This is a genomic window from Paenibacillus sanfengchensis (assembly GCF_036864765.1).
Taxonomy (GTDB): domain Bacteria; phylum Bacillota; class Bacilli; order Paenibacillales; family Paenibacillaceae; genus Fontibacillus; species Fontibacillus sanfengchensis.
In genome coordinates, this window is the sequence record NZ_JBAGJC010000006.1 from 171,818 (window position 1) to 189,809 (window position 17,992).

The following is a 17,992-nucleotide window of genomic DNA, read 5'->3' on the forward strand; positions in this document are numbered from 1 at the left end:
GGACGGTTGCAGAAATCCTATTCGTTTTGAAACCGCTGATCAGGAGCCACAAAAACGGGCATATCGTAAAAATACCATAGAGTGGAAGAACCGTCCAAAAAAAGCGGCTCATGAAAATAAACTGGTCGAGCCGCCACATAGCTCCAAAGCAGCCGCCGACAATAAAAACGAGGCTGCCCAAGCGCAGTTCAATACTGCGATGGACAGCCCCGTACTGATTTATTGGTTTTCAAGATCTTCCCCATGGGAAGCGATGACTTTCTTGTACCAGTAAAAGCTCTTTTTACGGATTCGCTCCAAGCTCCCGTTCCCCACGTCGTCCTGATCCACATAGATAAATCCGTATCTTTTTCTCATCTCGGAGGTGGAGGCGGAGACCAGGTCGATGCAGCCCCAGCTCGTGTAGCCCCAGAGCTCCACTCCGTCCTTGATCGCTTCGCCCATTTGCTCGATATGCCGGGCAAAATATTCGATCCGGTAATCGTCCCTGATCGTTCCGTCCTCCTCGATCCGATCGACCGCGCCGAGCCCGTTTTCCACCACGAACAACGGGATCCGGTAGCGGTCGTACATCTCCTTCAGGACGATGCGCAGGCCAACCGGGTCGATCTGCCATCCCCACTCCGAGGACTCCAGATAAGGGTTTGCCAGCCCGGCCGACAGATTGCCCGCCGCTTGCGCCGCCCCGTTCCGAACCGCACCTTCGGGATCGGCGCTGGTCGTCACCGACATGTAATAGCTGAATGACAGATAATCGACGGGATTTTCCCGCAGGATCGCCTCATCCCCGGGCAGCATGTCGATGGCTACGCCGTGTTCTTCCCAGTATCGCTTAATAAACGAAGGGTAAGCGCCGAGTACCTGGACGTCCGTACAAAACTGCGCCATCTGGTTTTCCTCCTGGGCTTTCAGGACATCCAGCGGATGACAGGTGTACGGGTAAATCAGCTTGCGCGCCAGCATGCAGCCGATTTTCGCCTCGCCGTCCAATTCCCGGCAGCGTTTGACTGCCAGGGCGCTGGCCACGAACTGGTGATGCAGCGCCTGAAAAGCGGTTTGCTTCGGATTGGCCTCCCCTTCCACAATCACACCGGCGCCCAGAAATGGCGCCTTCAAGGTACAGTTAATTTCGTTGAAAGTCAGCCAGTATTTGACCTTACCTTTATAGCGCTGAAACAACACTTCCGCATAGCGGACGAACAGATCGATCAGCTTTCTGGAAGCCCAGCCGTTATAACTCCGGACCAGTTCTACCGGCATTTCGTAATGGGAGATGGTCACGAGCGGCTCAATCCCGTGCTTCAGCAGTTCATCAAACACCCGGTCGTAAAACGCAAGTCCCGCCTCGTTCGGAATGTCATCGTCCCCGTTGGGAAAAATGCGCGGCCAGGAGATCGACAACCGGAACACCTTGAAGCCCATTTCCGCAAACAGCGCGATATCTTCCTTATAACGGTGGTAGAAATCGATCCCCCGCCGTTTGGGATAATTGCCTTCCGTATCCGCAATCGCTTCCTCCAGCCGGGCCCGGCTCATGCCTAGCAGTTCATCCAGGCTCCCGCGCTCTTCGGGAGGGACATAGCGGACGACATCGGCGGTCGACAGCCCTTTTCCGTCCGTGTTATAAGCGCCTTCGACCTGATTGGCCGCAACCGCCCCGCCCCACAAAAAATGTTTCGGAAATGCACTCGCCATAAACGAGCCTCACCGCCTTGTCATAATTATATTAAGCTTGTTGTTCTAAGCCTTGGCCGCAGCCAGCTCTTTTGCCTCAGCCGCCTGCTCCTCGGCCAGCGCCTCAGCATCGGCCTTTTTAAAGAACGGATAGTACATGACCACGCTGATGGCAATCAGCACGATTTGGAACAAACCGACGCGCCAACCGCCCGTCATCCAGCCGTTGAAAATGATCGGAATCCCGAGCGGAACCTGCACGCCGTTAAGGACGGGCAAGATGCCCAGGGCGGTCAGCAGGATGGCCAGGCCGCTCGTAATAATCGGCGTCACGATAAAAGGAATCATCAGACGCAGGTTCAGCACCAGCGGCAGCCCGAAAATGACCGGCTCGTTCACGCCGATAAAGCTTGGCACGATCGCCAGCCGTCCCAGCGTTTTATATCGTTTGGACTTGGCGAACAGCATCGAGATAATCAGCCCGAGCGTGGCCCCGGCCCCCCCGACCAGCACATAGACGGGAAAGAACGGCGAGCCGACAATATTCGTACCTTCGAGCCCCTGTTGATACGCTTCCAAATTTTCCAATCCGAGCGTTACCCAAATCGGACCGACCACCGAATAGACGACCAGCGTTCCGTGCACGCCGAAAAACCACAGCAGATGGATTACGAACACGCAGACCAGCATAGCCCACCAGGTTCCGCCCAGACTGGTCAACGGCGCCTGAATGATATTGAAGACAAACTCGTGCATATTCCCGTACGGAGTCGCGCTGAAGATGGCGGACAAGACGAGCAGAAAGATCGCGACAAGAAACCCGGGAGTCAGGGCCGCGAACGATTTTTCCACGGTTGGCGGAACACCCTTCGGCATCTTGATATAGAATTTTTTCTCCAATACGAAGACGTACACCGTGCCTACCAACAAGGCGACAATGATAGCGACAAACAACCCTTTCGCCCCAAGCCAGGAGTAGCCGAGCGCGGCCGTCGCCCCGTCATCCAGCATGCCTTTCGGAGTGACGAGGAAGAATCCCATCAGGGACAAAATTCCGGCCGAAAAACCCTGCTGTTTCTTTTGCGTCGCAAAATTGTAAGCGATGGAAAACGTGGCATAAATTGCGATCAGATCGGTCGTCACTGTCATCGGCATCGAAGTAAACGTTTTCAGACCACTGCTGGTAAGAAAGTTCTGATACGCCTCGATCTTGAGCGCGTTAATCAAAGAGAATATCGCGCCCAGGATGAGGATCGGCATCAGGGCCATCAGCCCGTTGGAGATTGAGCTGATGTAGATGTTTTTCTGCACTTTGTTGCTGATTTTCTGGATTTTAACTCTCCATTCAGCGCCCCCTGCCATTTATTTTGCTCCCTTCTCCATCAATTCGAAAGCCGTAGCCAACACTTTCTCTCCGTTCATCATCCCGTAATCAGCCATATCGATGGTCGTTACCGGGATCTGCGGGTAAGCCTCTGCCAATTCCTCTTCGGCATGCCCCATTTGCGGCCCGAGCATAATGATGTCAAAAGGCGCTTGCGCCGCAATGTCACTCTCGGCGGCGGCGTCGATCAACACCTCGATGTTTTGGGCTCTCGCCGCTTCCTTCATCCGCTCCACCAGCATACTTGTCGAAAAACCTCCGGCACAGGCAAGCAAAATTTTCTTCATTTATTTCACCATTCCTTCCACTTGTTGTTGCAGCGCAAGACGCGCTTTAATTTCTTCGATCAGTTCCACAATCAATTCACGCACGGTGAGCGCGTTCATCAAATGGTCCTGCGCGTGGATCATCAGCATGGTCACTTCCGTTTTCTCCCCGCGTCCCTCGGCTTGAATCAGCTTGGTTTGGACTTTGTGCGCGTCCTTGAGCTTTTCCTTCGCCTGCTTGACCAATTCTTCGGCTTCCTCCAGCTTGCCTTCGCGCGCGATCCGGACCGCCTTCAAGCTAAGGCTTCTAGCTTCGCCGCTGCTGGCGATGATTTGCATAACCGTTTGTTCATAATCCATATGGTTCAACCGCTCCTATAATAAATTTTCTATAAGGGTAATAAATTGTTCGTAAGTTTCGACATGCAGCAATTTATCGCGGATATCCTCTTTTTCCATGATCAACAGCAGAAGCTTGCTGATCTCCCTGTGGAGAAACAATTGCCCCGGGCGCAAATTAATCAGGAAAATGATCTGCACCGGCTTGTCGTCGTAAACAATGGGCTTCTCGAGCACGGTAACGTTAATGCAGTCCTTGATCGCGCCCATGCGCATCGGATGGGGACCCGCCACGCCGCTTTTGTAGATGGTCGTAAATTTGTGCTCCCTGAACAACACCTGTTCCGTGAAGTCGGAGGCCGAATATCCCGCGGCGACTACCTCTTCGCAGCGCCGTTTCAGCAGTTCCAGATAATCGTCCGGTCCGGACAAATGAAACAGCTCCCGATGAAACAGATCTTTAAAATCCTTCAATTTGTACGAAGAATGCGCGGGATGGATCTGCAGGGAGATCATTTCCTTGATCCGCTGGATTTCCTGATCGTCCAGCCACTGCTTGATATGAATGATCGGTTTCTTATAAACCTCGTCCTCCAGCGGGATCGTGGTCAGGATCAAATCCAGCGGCTGGTCCTGCAGCTCGTCCAGCTCCGTGATGGAAGCCGTAATTACCGAAGCTTTGGGAAAAATCGATTCCAGTTTCAGCCGGATCAGATGAGCGCTCCCCCCGCCCGAAGAACACACGACGGCGATGCGCCGGAACTGCTCCAGCTTTTGCTGTTTCATCCGCTCCAGATGGGTAGCGAAATGTAGAGCGACGTACCCCGCCTCGTCCCGGGACATTTTGAAACCGTACTTCTCCTCGATGATTTCCGCAAACCGGAATGAAATGACGAAAACGTTGGCGTATTCGCTATATACGTCTTCCACCAGCGGATTTTTCAGTTGGAGATTGTAGTACAGCCGGTTCAGCAGCGGAAACATATGCATCAGCAGCGCTTCCCTCAGTTCGTCGTCCCGGTTGAATTCCGTCAAAAATTCATGGTCCAGCGTCTGGAGGATACGGCTCATCCCGATTCTAAGCTCCTCTTTTTCCTCATCCCCGATATTCTGGACGATCGTCTTCCCCGACAAATGGAGCGCCAAATACTCGACCTCGTCCTGGGGCAGGGAAATGGCATATTCAGCGGCAATCCATTTCGCCACGTCCCTGGCGATCTTTTGATATACCGGCTCGGGATTGCGCGGCATCATTTGGTCGGCCACGATCAGGTTGCTGCGCGAGACCCGGTACAACAAAATAAACAGATGGGTCACAATGTTATTCAAATAGACATCGGAAATGTCCAGCCCGTTATCCTTCAACAGCTTCAGCAGGCGGGCTTTGAGCCTTTTAGCGTCGAAGCCCCGACGAAACTGCTGAAAATCCTCGGACTGCTTTACCGTCTGCCGGTCGTTTAAAATAAAGTGGGAAAAGGCTTTCCGAAAGTTCTGCTCGTCGCCCTCGATCTTCATGCCGTAGTGTGCTTTACGGCTCAGCTTGAGCCCAAACGGCTCGATTCGCTGCTCCACTTCCTTCAAGTCGACGATGATCGTGGAACGGCTGACGCCGATCTCGTCGGCCAACCGCTCCATCGACTGAAATGAATTGTTTTGGAACAGATAAAACAGCAAATACTGCTGCCTCGCCGTCTTGTTGTTGAGATCGACGTTGTTTCTCCTGTCTTCTTTCATTTGCAGCCGATAGGCCTTAAAGCGCGTTTCGTCCGTCATCTCCAGACGGTAGCCTTGACCACGAATCATTCGAATGTGAAAGCCGTTTTTCTCGCCCTCTTTGTTCAGGCTTCGGATCAGCTCTCTGACCGTACGTTCCGCGAGACCAAGCTCAAGTGTCAGCTCGCTCATTTTAACCGGGACTTGACTGCCGGTCAGAAGGTCGACAATCTTGCGTTCCCTCATGATGAAATCCCTCATTTGCGATACTAGTATCTGATGAAGCAACTCAGCTGGTTATAGCTCTATAGTAGGAGATGCTTGCAATAATGAACAGTTTGGATTCTGCAATTTAGAATGGCAAAAACCACAGGATAATAAACCAAGCACAGGGTCGTCCAAATTAACAGGACGTTTTCCCGCTAATTGCTTATCACTCCCCGTCCGTCACGCCTGCTCTATCATATCAAAAAAAGACCCGCCCTACGGGCAGGTCCAATGGGTTCATGTATCCATGCTAATGTCGTCCCAGGCTTCGTCACGATAGCTGAGCATCCAGAACAGCGCCCGTCGGCGCTCCAGGACAATGCTTTCATTCATGCCCGCCGGCGCCGGCTGGCCCTTGATGCGCTCGTTCACGCAGGCCCAATGCAGACGGTAGAGCTTGTCCGCCTCGTCCAGGATTTCCTCCGGACGGCGCAGCGTTGTTTTTGCCAGGAACTCGCCGAACGATTCACAACTCGCCACTACGTTAATGGCAAAATCGCAGTCGCACGTTTCATCGGGATGGCCCAGCTCATCCAGCAGTCCCAGCGCCCAGAGCAACGCCCAGTAAGCTTCATACTGCCAAGTGATGTTAATGGCATCCTGGGATTCGGGTTCCGGCTGCTCCAGCAAATCCCGCTCGGCTGCGGTCAGTTCGTCCGCTACACCGAATTTGTCCAGCATCTCCAGAACGAACTCCTTCGATTCCCGCAGATCGCCATCCTGGGCGATGTCGCAGGCATACTGGATGACGATGAGCAGGGCTACGGCTCTGCGCGCGATCTCGTCCCGCGATTTTACCCGCAGTTCTTCCAGAGGAGGGAGCTCCGGCAGCGTTTCAAGAATCGGGATCCCCTTCTCTTTAATGGCTGCCAGGGATCTTTGCTTTCTTGCCAGGCCCTCCGGCGTGGAGCGGTCTTCTCCTCTTACTTTTTTGGTGCAGGCGCGGGGGCTGAACTCTGCCGGACCCGACTTGCCGTCGGGTGTGACGATGGCCCGCCCGTCCAGGTCGAGCAGTGTCCCGTCGGGCAGGAAGCAGATGCCGCCCACCTTGCCGGCCAGCTGGACAAACAACTGGAGATCCTCCTGACGGATGTCTTTTTCCGTTTCAATGGCCAGCATCGTATTAATGACGGAAATTTGCACCATCACGCGATACTGCAAATCGTCGTCCTCAAACGGAATCGCCTGATAGAAGCCCATCATCCCCGGGACATTGTTCTCGAAATAAGCCGGGTCCGTTTCCTCGTCGGCCACCCGGATCGTGATTTTGTTGCGGCTAAACCAACCCTTTGGCTGAATCTCCACCTGACGGGTTCCTTCCGCCGAACCGGTGATTTTAAATTTGTCCCGGAATACCTCCTGGATCAGTTCGTCCAGATCATGATTATAATTGCGGGAAGCAAAGATCGTAAAATAAGCCAATATATTATCCTCCTTATTTATGCGCTGTGATAAAAAAACGGTGTTCCCGGCTGGTAATGTACCCGCGCTCCGCCAACTGCCCCTGCAGCCGGCAAAGCGGCTCGAAGCAGCGGTCCACGGAGAAGTCCGGAAACTCCCATTCGATAATCCTGGCGAAACGCACCAGAGCGCCGATATCGTGAAAGCGGAGCTCCGGATAATACTCCCGCCGCTCCGTTACCGTAAACCCGGCTTCCTCCAGGAGACGCGCCGTCCGGTTCAAATCGAACTCCGCGTCGGTGACCATCCGATCCCCGCCCAGTAAAAAACGGGACAACTCCCGGTTATTTTGGCCGCCGACCTGCTGGGTCACAAGAACGCCGCCCGGCTTCAAAAGGCGGAACACCTCCCCGGCGCTGAACGATTCATGCCGGTTGATCACGAGATCAAACATGCCGTCCTTAAAGGGCAGATCGTTATCGTCGTGAACCAGGCGCACATCGATGCCGTATTCCGGCAGTTTTTTGCGGCAAAGTTCAAAGTTGGGAAGATAAGCTTCCGTGGCATACGTTTGGCCTGGCGGAGGATTCAGCGACAACAGGAACTCGCCCCCGCCCGTCCCCATGTCGAGCATCACGGTTTCGGCTTGCATCAAAGCAAGCACCACCTTCCTGTAATCCCAAGGAAGCGGCTCCTCCCCCATGCGTCCGTTGAGCCCCGAGAAATCCCAACCTTCGAAGCCTTGTTGCTCCTCCAACTTCCAGGAGGTTTTTAATTCTTCCAGATTCAAAGCCATATCTCACTCACCCCATATCTATCAATCGGGCCTTTAGATTCTACAATCCTATCTAGCTCTTGTTATGTGCGCCGCGCTTAATCCAAGAGTTCGCCCAGCATCTTTTCCCGGTTGTTCAAAAATTCCTTCATGATCACATAGTGATCGGTCTCCTCCAAATCCACCCGGCGGATTCCCTCCCCGGTCAGTTGGTAGATCAGGCTGTCGGGGTAGGCCATCAGGATCGGCGAGTGCGTGGAGATAATGAACTGGGAACGCTTGCCGACCAGCTCATGGATTCGCGACAGCATGGCCATTTGACGAAACGGCGACAAAGCGGCCTCCGGCTCGTCCATAATATACAGCCCGCTTCCGCCGAACCGATTCAGGAAGGCGGCGAAGAACGATTCCCCATGCGACATCATGTGAAGCGATTTTCCGCCGTAAGAGTCGATAATGAGGGGCGCCCATGTCGGCTCCCGGTCAAGTTCATCAATAGCCGTCGCTAGATTGTAATAGCTCTCCGCCCGAAAAAAGAACCCGTCCCGAGGCTTGCGGGCACCGCGAATCGGACGGAGATAGCGGTATAATTCCGAATGGGTCGGCGCCGTGGAGAACGTAAAGTTCAGCGAGCCCCCTTCGGGATTAAAGCCAAGCGCCACCGCGATCGCCTCCAGCAGCGTAGATTTGCCCATCCCGTTCTCCCCGACGATATACGTGACCTTCGGGTGAAAATCAAGCCTCTCCAGCGACGCGACCGCAGGCAGCTCAAACGGGTAGCGCGAAAAGGAAGGGACCTCCTCCCTCAGCAGCAGCATGCTTCTTAAATAAGCCTGCACTTCAAACAAGTCCACTCGGTTTGCCTCCTGTCGGTTCCTCCGTTTTGGACGCGCGGTCCTCCAAATAGCCTTGATACAGCCGGCTGTAAAACCCGCCCTCGGCCAGCAATGATTCATGGTTCCCCTGCTCGATCAGCCGGCCGCCTTGCAGTACCAGGATTTTGTCGGCCTCGCGGATCGTATTCAGCCGGTGGGCGATTACGAAACTCGTCCGCCCCGCCATCAGGCGCTGCAGCCCTTCCTGAATTTTGATCTCCGTCACCGTGTCGATGCTGCTCGTCGCCTCGTCGAGCACCAGGATCGACGGATCGGCCAAAATCGCGCGGGCGATAGCCAGCAACTGCTTCTGCCCTTGGCTGATCCCCTCCCCGCCGACGCCGAGAATCTTGTCGTAGCCGTCCGCGAGGCGGGTGATGAAGGAATGCGCGTTAGCCAGCTTCGCGGCCTCCTCTACCTCGGCATCGGTCGCGTTCAGCCGGCCGAAGCGGATATTTTCCCGGATCGTGCCCTGAAACAGGAACGAATCCTGCAGTACGAAGGCCATATGGCGGCGCAGGCTGTCGCGGGTCACCGAGATCAGGTCGCGCCCGTCGAGCGCAATTGTTCCCGAATCGGGGTCATAGAAGCGGGAGAGCAGTTGAATGAGCGTCGTTTTGCCGGCACCGGTCGGACCGACGAGCGCGACCATTTCACCCGGCCGGGCCGTGAAGCTGATTTCCTTCAGCGTGGCGGCTTCCCCATTCTTTTCATAGGAGAACGTCACGTTCCTGAAAACAACCTCCCCCTTCACCTCTTTAAGCTCGGCCGCCTCCTTCTCATCCCGGGACTCCTCCTCCTCGTCCAGCACCTCGAATACCCGCTCGGCCCCGGCGATGGCCGACAGCAGTGTGTTCCACTGGTTGGCCAGGTCGTTCAGCGGCCGGGTAAACTGCCGGGCATACTCGACGAAGACGATAATCACGCCGACGGTTACCGCACCGCGGATCGCCAGCACGCCGCCGATTCCGGCCACCAGGGCGAAGCTCAGATTGTTGAGCCCGTTCATCAGCTTCGGAATGAAGCCGGAAATCGTCTGGGCCCAGAATCCCGACCGCCGGATCGAGGCATTGCGCTCCCGGAAATCCCGAATAACGCGCTCCTCCTGGGAGAACGCCTTGATGATCCGCTGGCCGGACAGCGTTTCCTCGATATAGCCGTTCAAATGGCCGAGATCCCGCTGCCGCTGCTTGTACAGCGGCCCCGTCCGCCGGGTGATCCAGCGCATGCCCAGCGCCATCAGCGGCACGACCAGGAACGTGAGCAGCGTAAGGATCGGGCTTAAGAGCAGCATCACCGTGATCGTCCCCACCAGGGTCAGTACGCTGGAAAAAATCTGGATCGCCGAGCTGTTCAGTGTGGAGCTGACGTTATCGATATCGTTCGTGACCCGGCTCATAATTTCACCCTGTTGTCTTTTGCCGTAGTAAGGAATCGGCAGACGATGCAGCTTGGCAAACAAATCGGTCCTTAAGCGGTACACCGTCTCCTGGGCGATCTCGATCATCCAGATATTTTGCAGCCAGCTGGTCAGGGACGAACCGGCATACACCAGCGCAAGCCCGGTCAGAAAAAGCATCCAAGGCCGTCCCCCGCTCCCTTCGAGGTAATGATCGACGGCGACGCCGAGCAGGTAAGGGCCGAGCAGCGCGAGACCGGAGCTGAAGACGACCATCAGCAGGACCAGCGCCAGCTTGCCCTTACGCCGGGCAAGATAATGCCAGATCCGGCCGAGCGTCCCCGACCAGTCCTTCGCTTTGGCTGTCGGCTTTCGGCGCCCCTGTCCTTCGCCGCCCCGCTCGATCACCTCTTTGGGATACGGATGGCGAAACGGCTCAAGAAATACCTTGAACATGCGTATCCCCCTTTCCCTGCTGGGATTCCACGATACGCCGGTATAACGGCGAGTCCGCCAGCAGCTCCGCGTGCGTCCCGCTGGCGATCAGCCGACCTTCGTCCAGCAGCAGGATCAGATCGGCCGAGGCCGTCGTGCCGACCTTCTGCGTAATCAGGAGCGTCGTGCAGGACAAACGGTCCAGCTCCTGCAGTAGGGCGGCCTCCGTCCGCGTATCGAGGGCGCTGGTACTGTCGTCCAGAATGAGAATGGACGGCTTTCGAACCAGCGCCCGGGCGATCGAGAGGCGCTGCTTCTGGCCGCCGGACAGGTTGACGCCGCGCTGTCCCAGCATCGTGTCGTAGCCGTGCGGCAGCGACTCGATCGTCTCATGAATCTGCGCCTGCCGCGCGGCTTCCCGGATTTGCTCCAGCATGGCGTCCTCGCGGCCCCAGGCGATGTTCTCCCGCACCGTGCCGGAGAACAAAATCACTTCCTGCGGCACATATCCGATACCGCCGCGCAGCCGGGAACTGCCGATCCGGCGAATGTCCTCCCCGTCGATCCGGATTACGCCTTCATCCGGTTCGTACAGACGCGGCACCAGCTGGACCAGCGACGTTTTGCCGGAGCCGGTCGCGCCAAGGATCGCGGCACGCTGTCCCGCACGCAGACGAAAAGAAATCTCCTCCAGCACCCTGAGGTCGCTGCCCGGGTAGCGAAAGCCGACGCGCTCAAATTCCAGTTCGCCCCGCAGCGGCGCTTTCCCGGAATCCGGGCGTTTACCGCCGCCGACCGCAAGATTCGCCTCCGCCTCCGGGTCTTCCGCGGCCAGCACCTCCCCGGTGCGCTGCGCCGAAGCCGAAGCCCGCGAATACACCGTCATGATCCACGACAGCGCGGACAGAGCGCCGATCGTGCGCAGCGAATAATTCGCGACGGCGACCACCTCGCCGACCGTGGCGCTTCCGGCGGCGATGTCGATCTGGCCGAACCACAGCACGGCCAGAATCCCTGCGTTCATGACGAACAGCAGAAACGGCATAGTCGTTTCGGCCAGGCGCAGCGCGGAAACCGTTCCTTCCATCAGCTCGGAGCTGCGCTTCTGAAAGCGGCCCGTTTCCTGATCCCGCCGTACGAATACCCGGATGAGGCGCATCCCTGTCATATTCTCCTGAATGACGCCGTTCAGCGCATCCATCCGCTTCTGTACGACCCGAAACAGGAGCGTGGTCCGCCGGATCATCCGCATGACAAACACCAGCATCAAAGGGACCAGCACCGTCAGGAACAATCCGAGCTTGACGTGAACCACCAGCGCCATAACCATGCTCCCGAGCACCACCAACGGTACGCGGGTCGCAAATCTCAGGCTCATAAAGACCATTTCCTGCAATTGGGTAACATCCCCGGTCAACCGGGTGATGAGCGAAGAAGCGGCAAACTTGCCGAACACCGGATAGGATAAACGCTGCACTTTCTCGTACAGCCTGTCCCGAAGGTCGTAACCGAAGCCCTGGCTGGCATGGGAAGCCAAAAACGAGCTGCATATCCCTGCCGCGAAAGCGAGCACGGCGCTTCCGAGCAGAATGCCGCCCCACGTCCAGGCGACGGAAAGCTCGCGTTGGCGAATACCGTCATCGATTATTTTGGAAATAATCATCGGCTGGACCAATTCCACCGCCAGCTCGATCAACATCATACAGATCGCCGAAATCGCGGCCACCCGGTACTTCTTTATGTAGGAAAATATAAATGTCATGAACGCCCCTCCTTGCCGCCCCCGCCCGAAAAGCGCCTTCTCCGACTGTAACCGATCTCTGTAACCGATCCCTAAATATGTGTTCTATTATAGATCATATAAACGCGAAAGTGTACGGACGACGCCCGGCGTACTTCCATCATTTCGTAAAATAAAGAGGCGGCCAGTCAAGCTGGCCGCCTCTTTCGAGTTAGGGATGGGTCGTTTGAGTAGTTAAGGTAAAAGCGTAATCCCTATCAAAATCTTCATAGTTAGTTGTATCGTAGACCGCAAAGGTTGCCATAAATACTAGGACGGAAAACAACAAGCTTGCTGCCCTTTTGGTGATTTTCATCGTTTTTTGCCTCCTATTGGTTTTGGTTTGGAGCAATCGCTCCAATAGCCATATTACAGAGGTCAAAAAAGGATTTTTGTGGCGCACGTTACATTTTAAAGCAAACGGGCCGCAGGCACTACTTCCCGGTGACGAATCCGTATACGCTGTCCACCTTCTCGTCGGTCAATTCACCGCTGTTATCGAACACGAAAACCGACGATTCGGGAATATCCCAGTTGACCTCAGGCACGAATTGCACGCGGTGCTTGAAATCGTCCCAATGCTCCAGCTTCCAGGTGTCCCGCTCGGTTTGACGGTCGATGATCCGTTCCTTCTGCGTCTCCATGTCCTTCAAAGCGACGACGACGACCTTCACGTCCACGTCTTCCTTTGTTTTTCCCGCGGCGGCCAGCACTTCCTCGATCCAGGCCTTATTCTTCAACTCGGCCGTAAACGGCGAAATCATAAATACACTTTGTCCCGCGGCGAGATTTTCAATGCAAATGTCTTTCGTCGTGTCATATTCCAGATCGCGCAGATGCTTCTTGTAAAAATCGGAGTCCCGGTCATTCACGTCCAGACCGTTCATCTCCAGGATTTTTTCGACAAACCGTCCTCCAACCGTATCGCGGTCCAGAAAAGCCGCCTGCATCCGTTCGGCCAGCTTTCTCGCCACTGTCGTTTTGCCCGTTCCGGCAACACCCACAAAAAACACGAGTTTTTGTTTTGGTTTTTGCATCTCCTCATAGTCCCCCTGTATATGATTTGTCCACATTTGGATGGACATTTTCGACCATTGTCCGCATCAGACGAACATAATATCGACCGGCGATGCTACGAAGGGAGGTTGGCCGATGCAATCCGGCGCCGCGTCTCTTCCGCCAATTCTTTGACGTTGTTCTCCAACCGTTCCTTCAACTCCTCCGCGATCTCAAAACCGCCCTGCTCCGTCCGCGCCACTTGGGAATCGACCGTGTAAACGCCGCCCAAAATATGCCGGGCTCCCAGCGCCGACAATACCGGTTTCAACGAATAATCGATGGACAAAAGGTGCGCCAGACTTCCTCCGATAAAGAGCGGAAGAATGATTTTGCCGGCCAGGCCTTTTTGCGGGATCAGATCCAGGAACGTCTTCAGTACGCCCGTGTACGAAGCCTTATAGACGGGGCTGGCCACAATGACGGCATCGGCTCCGGCAACGAGCGCGTTCGCTTTCACGATCGCCTCGCTTTCAAATTTGGTATGTATCAAATCCTCCGGCGGCAGCTCCGACACGTTCACATGGTTGACCTCAAAGCCTTCCTTTACCAGCAGTTCCTCCGCCAGGGAAACGACCGCCGTCAATCTGGAGCCCGGCGTAGGGGTTCCGTTAATCACCGTTACTTTGGCCAATGTCATAGCCCTCCTTTTCTTTGCGCCAAGATATGCCTCGCACTATATAAATCCGATAAAATCAGTATAATTTTAAAAAATGCTATCAATATTTTAATGAAAAGTCAATTGTACCCGGGTCGGAACACCCTTTTCTGGGCGGATGCATACCCATAAGACATATGCGTGTTTTCGCTTCAAAAAAACCCACCCAGGGAGGAGCCTGAAAAATCGATGATTCCCGTATATCCTTATGTCGGCCGGAAAACGGTGTGCACCGAGCAGCCGATCGCTTTCCCGCCGCAGCACCAGCCCGTTCAGCCGGGGTTGGAAAGCCTGATGCATCCCAAACCGATTTCCGAAAACCCGGAGTACCGCGGCAGCGGCAAGCTGAAGGGCAAGGTGGCCATCGTAACCGGCGGAGACAGCGGGATCGGCCGCGCGGTGGCGATCGCTTTTGCCAAGGAAGGGGCCGATCTCGTCATTCCCTACCTGTGGGAAACCTCGGACGCCCTCGCGACCAAACAGAGGATTGAGGAGCTCGGGCAGCGTTGCCTGCCTCTGCAAATCGATCTGCGCCTAAAGCGGAACTGCGAAGCCGTCGTTCAAGAAACACTGCGCTGTTTCGGACGGCTTGACGTACTTGTTAACAACCATGCGGTGCAGTATCCGCAAAAAAGCATCGCCGCGATCTCCGAGGCCCAACTGTACCAGACGTTTCAAACCAATGTATTCCCGTTCTTTTTCATGGTCCAGGCGGCTTTGCCCTGCCTGAAACCGGGAAGCTCAATCATCAATACGGCATCGATTACGGCCTACCAAGGCCATAAAGAGCTGATTGACTATTCCGCGACCAAGGGCGCCATCGTGACGTTCACCCGCTCCCTGGCCCTCTCCCTAATCGACTGCGGCATCCGCGTCAATGCCGTGGCCCCCGGGTCCGTCTGGACGCCGCTGATTCCGGCCTCTTTCCCGGCCTCGGAGGTCGCTGTCTTCGGCACGGATGCGCCGATCAAACGCGCGGCCCAGCCGTTCGAGCTGGCCCCCGCGTATGTCTACCTGGCGAGCGACGATTCGTCCTTCACCGTCGGCGAAACGCTGCACGTCAACGGCGGAGCGATGGTCACCGCGTAAGGGTGGCGCAGCAGCGGCACAGGCCGCCGCCAAACCCCTACAGCGCGTCCAGGATATCGCCCGCCAGCAGAGAGGCGGGATTGGCGCGTAGGGCGGCGGCCCGGCCGTGCAGATACACGCCGAGCGCGGCGGCCTGGGCCGCGTCCAGGCCCTGGGCCAGCAGGCCGGCGATGATGCCGGTCAGGCAATCGCCGGTTCCGCCCGTCGCCATCCCGGGATGGCCGGTGACGTTGACGAACACGCGGCCGTCCGGGGCCGCGACGACCGTACGCGCGCCCTTCAGGACGAGCGTGAGGCCATGCCCGGCGGCGAACCTGCGGGCGACGCCGATCCGGTCCCGCTGGACCTCGGCCGTCGTCAGGCCGGTCAAGCGGGCCATCTCGCCGGGATGCGGCGTAAGCACCGTCGCCGCATCTCGGCGGGGCCACGCCGCGAAGCCGGAGGCGGCGAGGATGTTCAGGGCGTCCGCGTCCACGACCAGGGGACGCGCCGCGCCCTCCCACAGGGCGCGCAAGTAAGCGCCCTCGCCCGGGAAGCGGCCGAGCCCCGGGCCGACGGCTAGCACATCGCGCGCCTCCAGCAGCCGCAGCACTTCGCCCGCTGCGGCCGGGTTCCAAGCGCCGGAGCCGCCGTCGGCGACCGGCGCCAGCATCAGCTCGGGCACAGCCCCGAGCAGGGGCGGCAGCAGCGCCGCCGGCAGCGCCCACGTGGCGAGGCCGCACCCGGCGCGCAGCGCGGCCTTGGCGGCCAGCAGGCCGGCGCCGCTCATGGGCAGGCTGCCTGCGGCCAGCAGCACGTGCCCGTAGGTGCCCTTATGGCCGTCGGGCTCGCGCCGGCGGCCCGGGTCGGCGCCGAGCTCGCCTCGCAGCACCGCCTCCGTCAAAACCGTGCCCGCCGGCTTCATCCCCGGCGGCAGAGCGCGGGGGATGCCGATATAGCGGACCACCACGTCCCCGGCGGCCCGGGCCCCCGGATACTGCGTCAGCCCCGCCTTCAAAAAGGCGAGGCTGACCGTGACCCGGGCCCGGATGCACGGATCGTGGACCGCGCCCGTATCGGCGTCCAGCCCGCTCGGCAGGTCTGCCGAGATGATCGGCAGACCGCTGGCGTTCGCTTCCCGGATCAGGGAAGCGTAACCCGCACGCGGCGCTCCCTTCGTGCCGGTGCCGAGCAGGGCGTCCACGAGGCCGGTAACTCTGGCTCCCCGGCCCATGGAATCCCCGCCCTGCGCCCACTCCAGCAAATCCGCCCCGCCGCGCTCCGGGTCATACACCGTCCCCGGCAGCCCGAGCGCCCGGACGATTTGATACTGAGCCGCGGCTTCCCCCCGCAGCTGCTCGGGCGGCTCGGCATACAGAAGGCTGACCGCCATTCCGGCGTCGGCCAAATGCCGCGCGCAGACGAGTCCGTCCCCGCCGTTGTTGCCCTTTCCGACGAGGATCAGCCAGTGCTCCCGGGACAGGTCCAGGCCCGTTTCGGGGTCTCCCTCCCGGATGGACTCGGTCTCTCGGAGGCGCGAAGCATCCCGGAGACCGCCTTCGCCGCCGGTACCGCAGGAACCGCCGCTGCGCTCCACGCAAAATCGCAGCACCTCCTCCGCAATCGCCCGCCCGGCGTTTTCCATCAGCACCATAGCCGGAAGGCCCAGCTCTTCCATCGCATAGCGGTCCATTTCCCTCATTTGCTCCGATGTTACGAATTTCATCCTTCGCTCCCCTTTTTACTCCCAACTTCTTGCCGTTTGCCCGCTCAGACTCACATGCCGCGGAACGGAATTCCTGCAAAAATGCATGAATTTTTTGCGAGGTCGGCCAATTATTTGGGAATTCCTGCATATCCTCTGCAGGTTTTTGACACGAAGCACCCGCATAGCTCCCAATCCTCAAAAAATTCCTGCACATTTGCATCTTTTCATTTCACGAGCCTATCTTCCGCCCGAAATCCCTGCATTTTCGCATCTTTTTACATTCCTGCCACCCAAGGCCCGTTCATTCAACGCAGTGATCTTCTCTCCCCGGCCTACATCCAAATAAGCGAATAAGCGGCTAATAAGCCACCGTAAACCGGGCCTGGATAAACTGCGGGTCCTCCGCTTCGTCGAGCATGGCCACCGCGTAATCCTCGACCGAGATGTGGCTTTGGTCGCGCTCGTCCACGACGAGTTGGTTCATGCCGATGCGGAATTGGCCGGTCCGTTTGCCCGGCTCGATGATCGCGGCGGGGCTGAGCACCGTCCAGACGATATCGGAGTCCCGATATATGTGGTATGCGTCTTCGTGCGCGCGGGCGAGCGGAAGGATCTCCTCCGGAAATTCCGGCGTTTCCATCAGCTTCATCCCGGGCGCGACCTCCAGCCCTCCGGCGCCGCCGACGGCGATTAGCCGGCGGACTCCGCCGTTTCGGGCGCCTTCGATCAGGGAGCGAGTCGCCTCCGACAGCTGGCTCTCCTCGCCGAAGCGCGGCCCGTAGGCGCTGATCACCACATCGCAGCCCTCCACCGCGGCCGCGATGGAATCGGGCATCAAAATATCCCCCGTCCGCACCCGCAGTCTTTCCCGGCCGGCCGCCAGCTTGCCCGGATCCCGCACGACAGCGGTAACCTCATGCCCCCGCTGCAAGGCCTCTTCCAATAACGCTTTCCCGATCGTTCCCGTACTTCCGAAAATAGCAATCTTCATAACGAAACACCGCCCTTTCCTCGCTTTATGAAAAATCCTCCAATAGTATGCGCCGAACCCTCAGGATTTCAACCATAAATACATGCCTTGCGAATGAAACATCCTCCGTCCCCGATAACCCGGCCTGCCGCCTTAATGCCAGATAGATAATCCTCCAGGGAAGGAGCCTCATGAACGATTTTCAGCTTCTTTTTGTCTTCCAT

Annotated in this window: 17 protein-coding genes; 1 reads left to right on the forward strand and 16 read right to left on the reverse strand. The window is 57.3% G+C overall.

Annotated features, from left to right (window positions below; genetic code table 11):
• Positions 1–219: 219 nt before the first annotated feature.
• From V4U84_RS15150 to ssuE, 13 genes are all read right to left on the reverse strand, one after another.
• A complete protein-coding gene (locus V4U84_RS15150) occupies positions 220–1,695 on the reverse strand; it encodes a glycoside hydrolase family 1 protein (RefSeq protein ID WP_334077464.1) in 1,476 nt (491 codons plus the stop codon).
• A gap of 45 nt (positions 1,696–1,740) precedes the next feature.
• Positions 1,741–3,036 (reverse strand): PTS sugar transporter subunit IIC, encoded by a 1,296-nt coding sequence (locus V4U84_RS15155; protein WP_334074821.1) that lies wholly within the window; start codon positions 3,034–3,036, stop codon positions 1,741–1,743.
• A complete protein-coding gene (locus V4U84_RS15160) occupies positions 3,037–3,345 on the reverse strand; it encodes a PTS sugar transporter subunit IIB (protein ID WP_334074822.1) in 309 nt (102 codons plus the stop codon).
• Entirely contained in the window at positions 3,346–3,684 is a 339-nt protein-coding gene (locus V4U84_RS15165; RefSeq protein ID WP_334074823.1) for a PTS lactose/cellobiose transporter subunit IIA, read from the reverse strand.
• Between the two features lie 15 nt (positions 3,685–3,699).
• The gene (locus V4U84_RS15170; protein ID WP_334074824.1) at positions 3,700–5,622 is read right to left on the reverse strand and encodes a BglG family transcription antiterminator; all 1,923 of its coding nucleotides are present in this window, start codon (positions 5,620–5,622) and stop codon (positions 3,700–3,702) included.
• Between the two features lie 258 nt (positions 5,623–5,880).
• Complete coding sequence (locus tag V4U84_RS15175; RefSeq protein ID WP_334077465.1) at positions 5,881–7,065, reverse strand: DUF4272 domain-containing protein; 1,185 nt, start codon at positions 7,063–7,065, stop codon at positions 5,881–5,883.
• Positions 7,066–7,078: 13 nt separating this feature from the next.
• Positions 7,079–7,840: a class I SAM-dependent methyltransferase gene (locus V4U84_RS15180; protein ID WP_334074826.1), complete on the reverse strand. Its 762-nt coding sequence runs from the start codon at positions 7,838–7,840 to the stop codon at positions 7,079–7,081.
• Positions 7,841–7,917: 77 nt separating this feature from the next.
• Complete coding sequence (locus tag V4U84_RS15185) at positions 7,918–8,637, reverse strand: AAA family ATPase (protein ID WP_416367253.1); 720 nt, start codon at positions 8,635–8,637, stop codon at positions 7,918–7,920.
• A 22-nt stretch (positions 8,638–8,659) separates the two neighbouring features.
• On the reverse strand, positions 8,660–10,549 hold the full coding sequence (locus tag V4U84_RS15190; protein ID WP_334074828.1) for an ABC transporter ATP-binding protein: 1,890 nt from the start codon (positions 10,547–10,549) through the stop codon (positions 8,660–8,662).
• Positions 10,530–12,290 (reverse strand): ABC transporter ATP-binding protein, encoded by a 1,761-nt coding sequence (locus V4U84_RS15195; protein ID WP_334077467.1) that lies wholly within the window; start codon positions 12,288–12,290, stop codon positions 10,530–10,532. Before V4U84_RS15195 ends, V4U84_RS15190 begins: the two co-directional genes overlap by 20 nt.
• Before the next feature lie 190 nt (positions 12,291–12,480).
• Complete coding sequence (locus V4U84_RS15200) at positions 12,481–12,624, reverse strand: hypothetical protein (RefSeq protein ID WP_334074830.1); 144 nt, start codon at positions 12,622–12,624, stop codon at positions 12,481–12,483.
• A 118-nt stretch (positions 12,625–12,742) separates the two neighbouring features.
• Positions 12,743–13,345, reverse strand: coding sequence for a P-loop nucleotide/nucleoside kinase family protein (locus V4U84_RS15205; protein WP_334074831.1), 603 nt, complete (start codon positions 13,343–13,345; stop codon positions 12,743–12,745).
• Positions 13,346–13,440: 95 nt separating this feature from the next.
• Positions 13,441–13,998, reverse strand: a complete 558-nt coding sequence (gene ssuE / locus V4U84_RS15210) for an NADPH-dependent FMN reductase (protein ID WP_334074832.1) — start codon at positions 13,996–13,998, stop codon at positions 13,441–13,443.
• A 213-nt stretch (positions 13,999–14,211) separates the two neighbouring features.
• On the opposite strand from ssuE, the gene V4U84_RS15215 reads away from it, so the two are divergent.
• Positions 14,212–15,111 carry an SDR family oxidoreductase gene (locus tag V4U84_RS15215; protein WP_334074833.1) on the forward strand — a complete coding sequence of 300 codons (900 nt, stop codon included), beginning with the start codon at positions 14,212–14,214 and terminating at the stop codon, positions 15,109–15,111.
• Positions 15,112–15,148: 37 nt separating this feature from the next.
• On the opposite strand, the gene V4U84_RS15220 is transcribed toward V4U84_RS15215, so the two are convergent.
• The 3 genes from V4U84_RS15220 to V4U84_RS15230 all read right to left on the reverse strand — a co-directional run bounded on the left by V4U84_RS15220 (position 15,149) and on the right by V4U84_RS15230 (position 17,992).
• Positions 15,149–16,816, reverse strand: coding sequence for an NAD(P)H-hydrate dehydratase (locus V4U84_RS15220; RefSeq protein ID WP_334077468.1), 1,668 nt, complete (start codon positions 16,814–16,816; stop codon positions 15,149–15,151).
• A gap of 340 nt (positions 16,817–17,156) precedes the next feature.
• Positions 17,157–17,789, reverse strand: a complete 633-nt coding sequence (locus V4U84_RS15225; RefSeq protein WP_334077469.1) for an NAD(P)-dependent oxidoreductase — start codon at positions 17,787–17,789, stop codon at positions 17,157–17,159.
• 68 nt (positions 17,790–17,857) lie between these two features.
• Positions 17,858–17,992, reverse strand: coding sequence for a hypothetical protein (locus V4U84_RS15230; protein WP_334074836.1), 135 nt, complete (start codon positions 17,990–17,992; stop codon positions 17,858–17,860).

Excerpts from the sequence above, each read along its gene's own strand:
- V4U84_RS15180 (WP_334074826.1), bottom strand. The coding sequence starts at position 7,840 with ATGGCTTTGAATCTGGAAGAATTAAAAACCTCCTGGAAGTTGGAGGAG.
- V4U84_RS15185 (WP_416367253.1), bottom strand. The coding sequence starts at position 8,637 with ATGCTGCTGCTGAGGGAGGAGGTCCCTTCCTTTTCGCGCTACCCGTTT.
- V4U84_RS15225 (WP_334077469.1), bottom strand. The coding sequence starts at position 17,789 with ATGAAGATTGCTATTTTCGGAAGTACGGGAACGATCGGGAAAGCGTTA.
- V4U84_RS15200 (WP_334074830.1), bottom strand. The coding sequence starts at position 12,624 with ATGAAAATCACCAAAAGGGCAGCAAGCTTGTTGTTTTCCGTCCTAGTA.
- V4U84_RS15195 (WP_334077467.1), bottom strand. The coding sequence starts at position 12,290 with ATGACATTTATATTTTCCTACATAAAGAAGTACCGGGTGGCCGCGATT.
- V4U84_RS15215 (WP_334074833.1), top strand. The coding sequence starts at position 14,212 with ATGATTCCCGTATATCCTTATGTCGGCCGGAAAACGGTGTGCACCGAG.
- V4U84_RS15205 (WP_334074831.1), bottom strand. The coding sequence starts at position 13,345 with ATGCAAAAACCAAAACAAAAACTCGTGTTTTTTGTGGGTGTTGCCGGA.
- V4U84_RS15150 (WP_334077464.1), bottom strand. The coding sequence starts at position 1,695 with ATGGCGAGTGCATTTCCGAAACATTTTTTGTGGGGCGGGGCGGTTGCG.
- V4U84_RS15230 (WP_334074836.1), bottom strand. The coding sequence starts at position 17,992 with ATGGAAGACAAAAAGAAGCTGAAAATCGTTCATGAGGCTCCTTCCCTG.
- V4U84_RS15155 (WP_334074821.1), bottom strand. The coding sequence starts at position 3,036 with ATGGCAGGGGGCGCTGAATGGAGAGTTAAAATCCAGAAAATCAGCAAC.
- V4U84_RS15170 (WP_334074824.1), bottom strand. The coding sequence starts at position 5,622 with ATGAGGGAACGCAAGATTGTCGACCTTCTGACCGGCAGTCAAGTCCCG.
- V4U84_RS15165 (WP_334074823.1), bottom strand. The coding sequence starts at position 3,684 with ATGGATTATGAACAAACGGTTATGCAAATCATCGCCAGCAGCGGCGAA.
- V4U84_RS15190 (WP_334074828.1), bottom strand. The coding sequence starts at position 10,549 with ATGTTCAAGGTATTTCTTGAGCCGTTTCGCCATCCGTATCCCAAAGAG.
- V4U84_RS15160 (WP_334074822.1), bottom strand. The coding sequence starts at position 3,345 with ATGAAGAAAATTTTGCTTGCCTGTGCCGGAGGTTTTTCGACAAGTATG.
- V4U84_RS15220 (WP_334077468.1), bottom strand. The coding sequence starts at position 16,816 with ATGAAATTCGTAACATCGGAGCAAATGAGGGAAATGGACCGCTATGCG.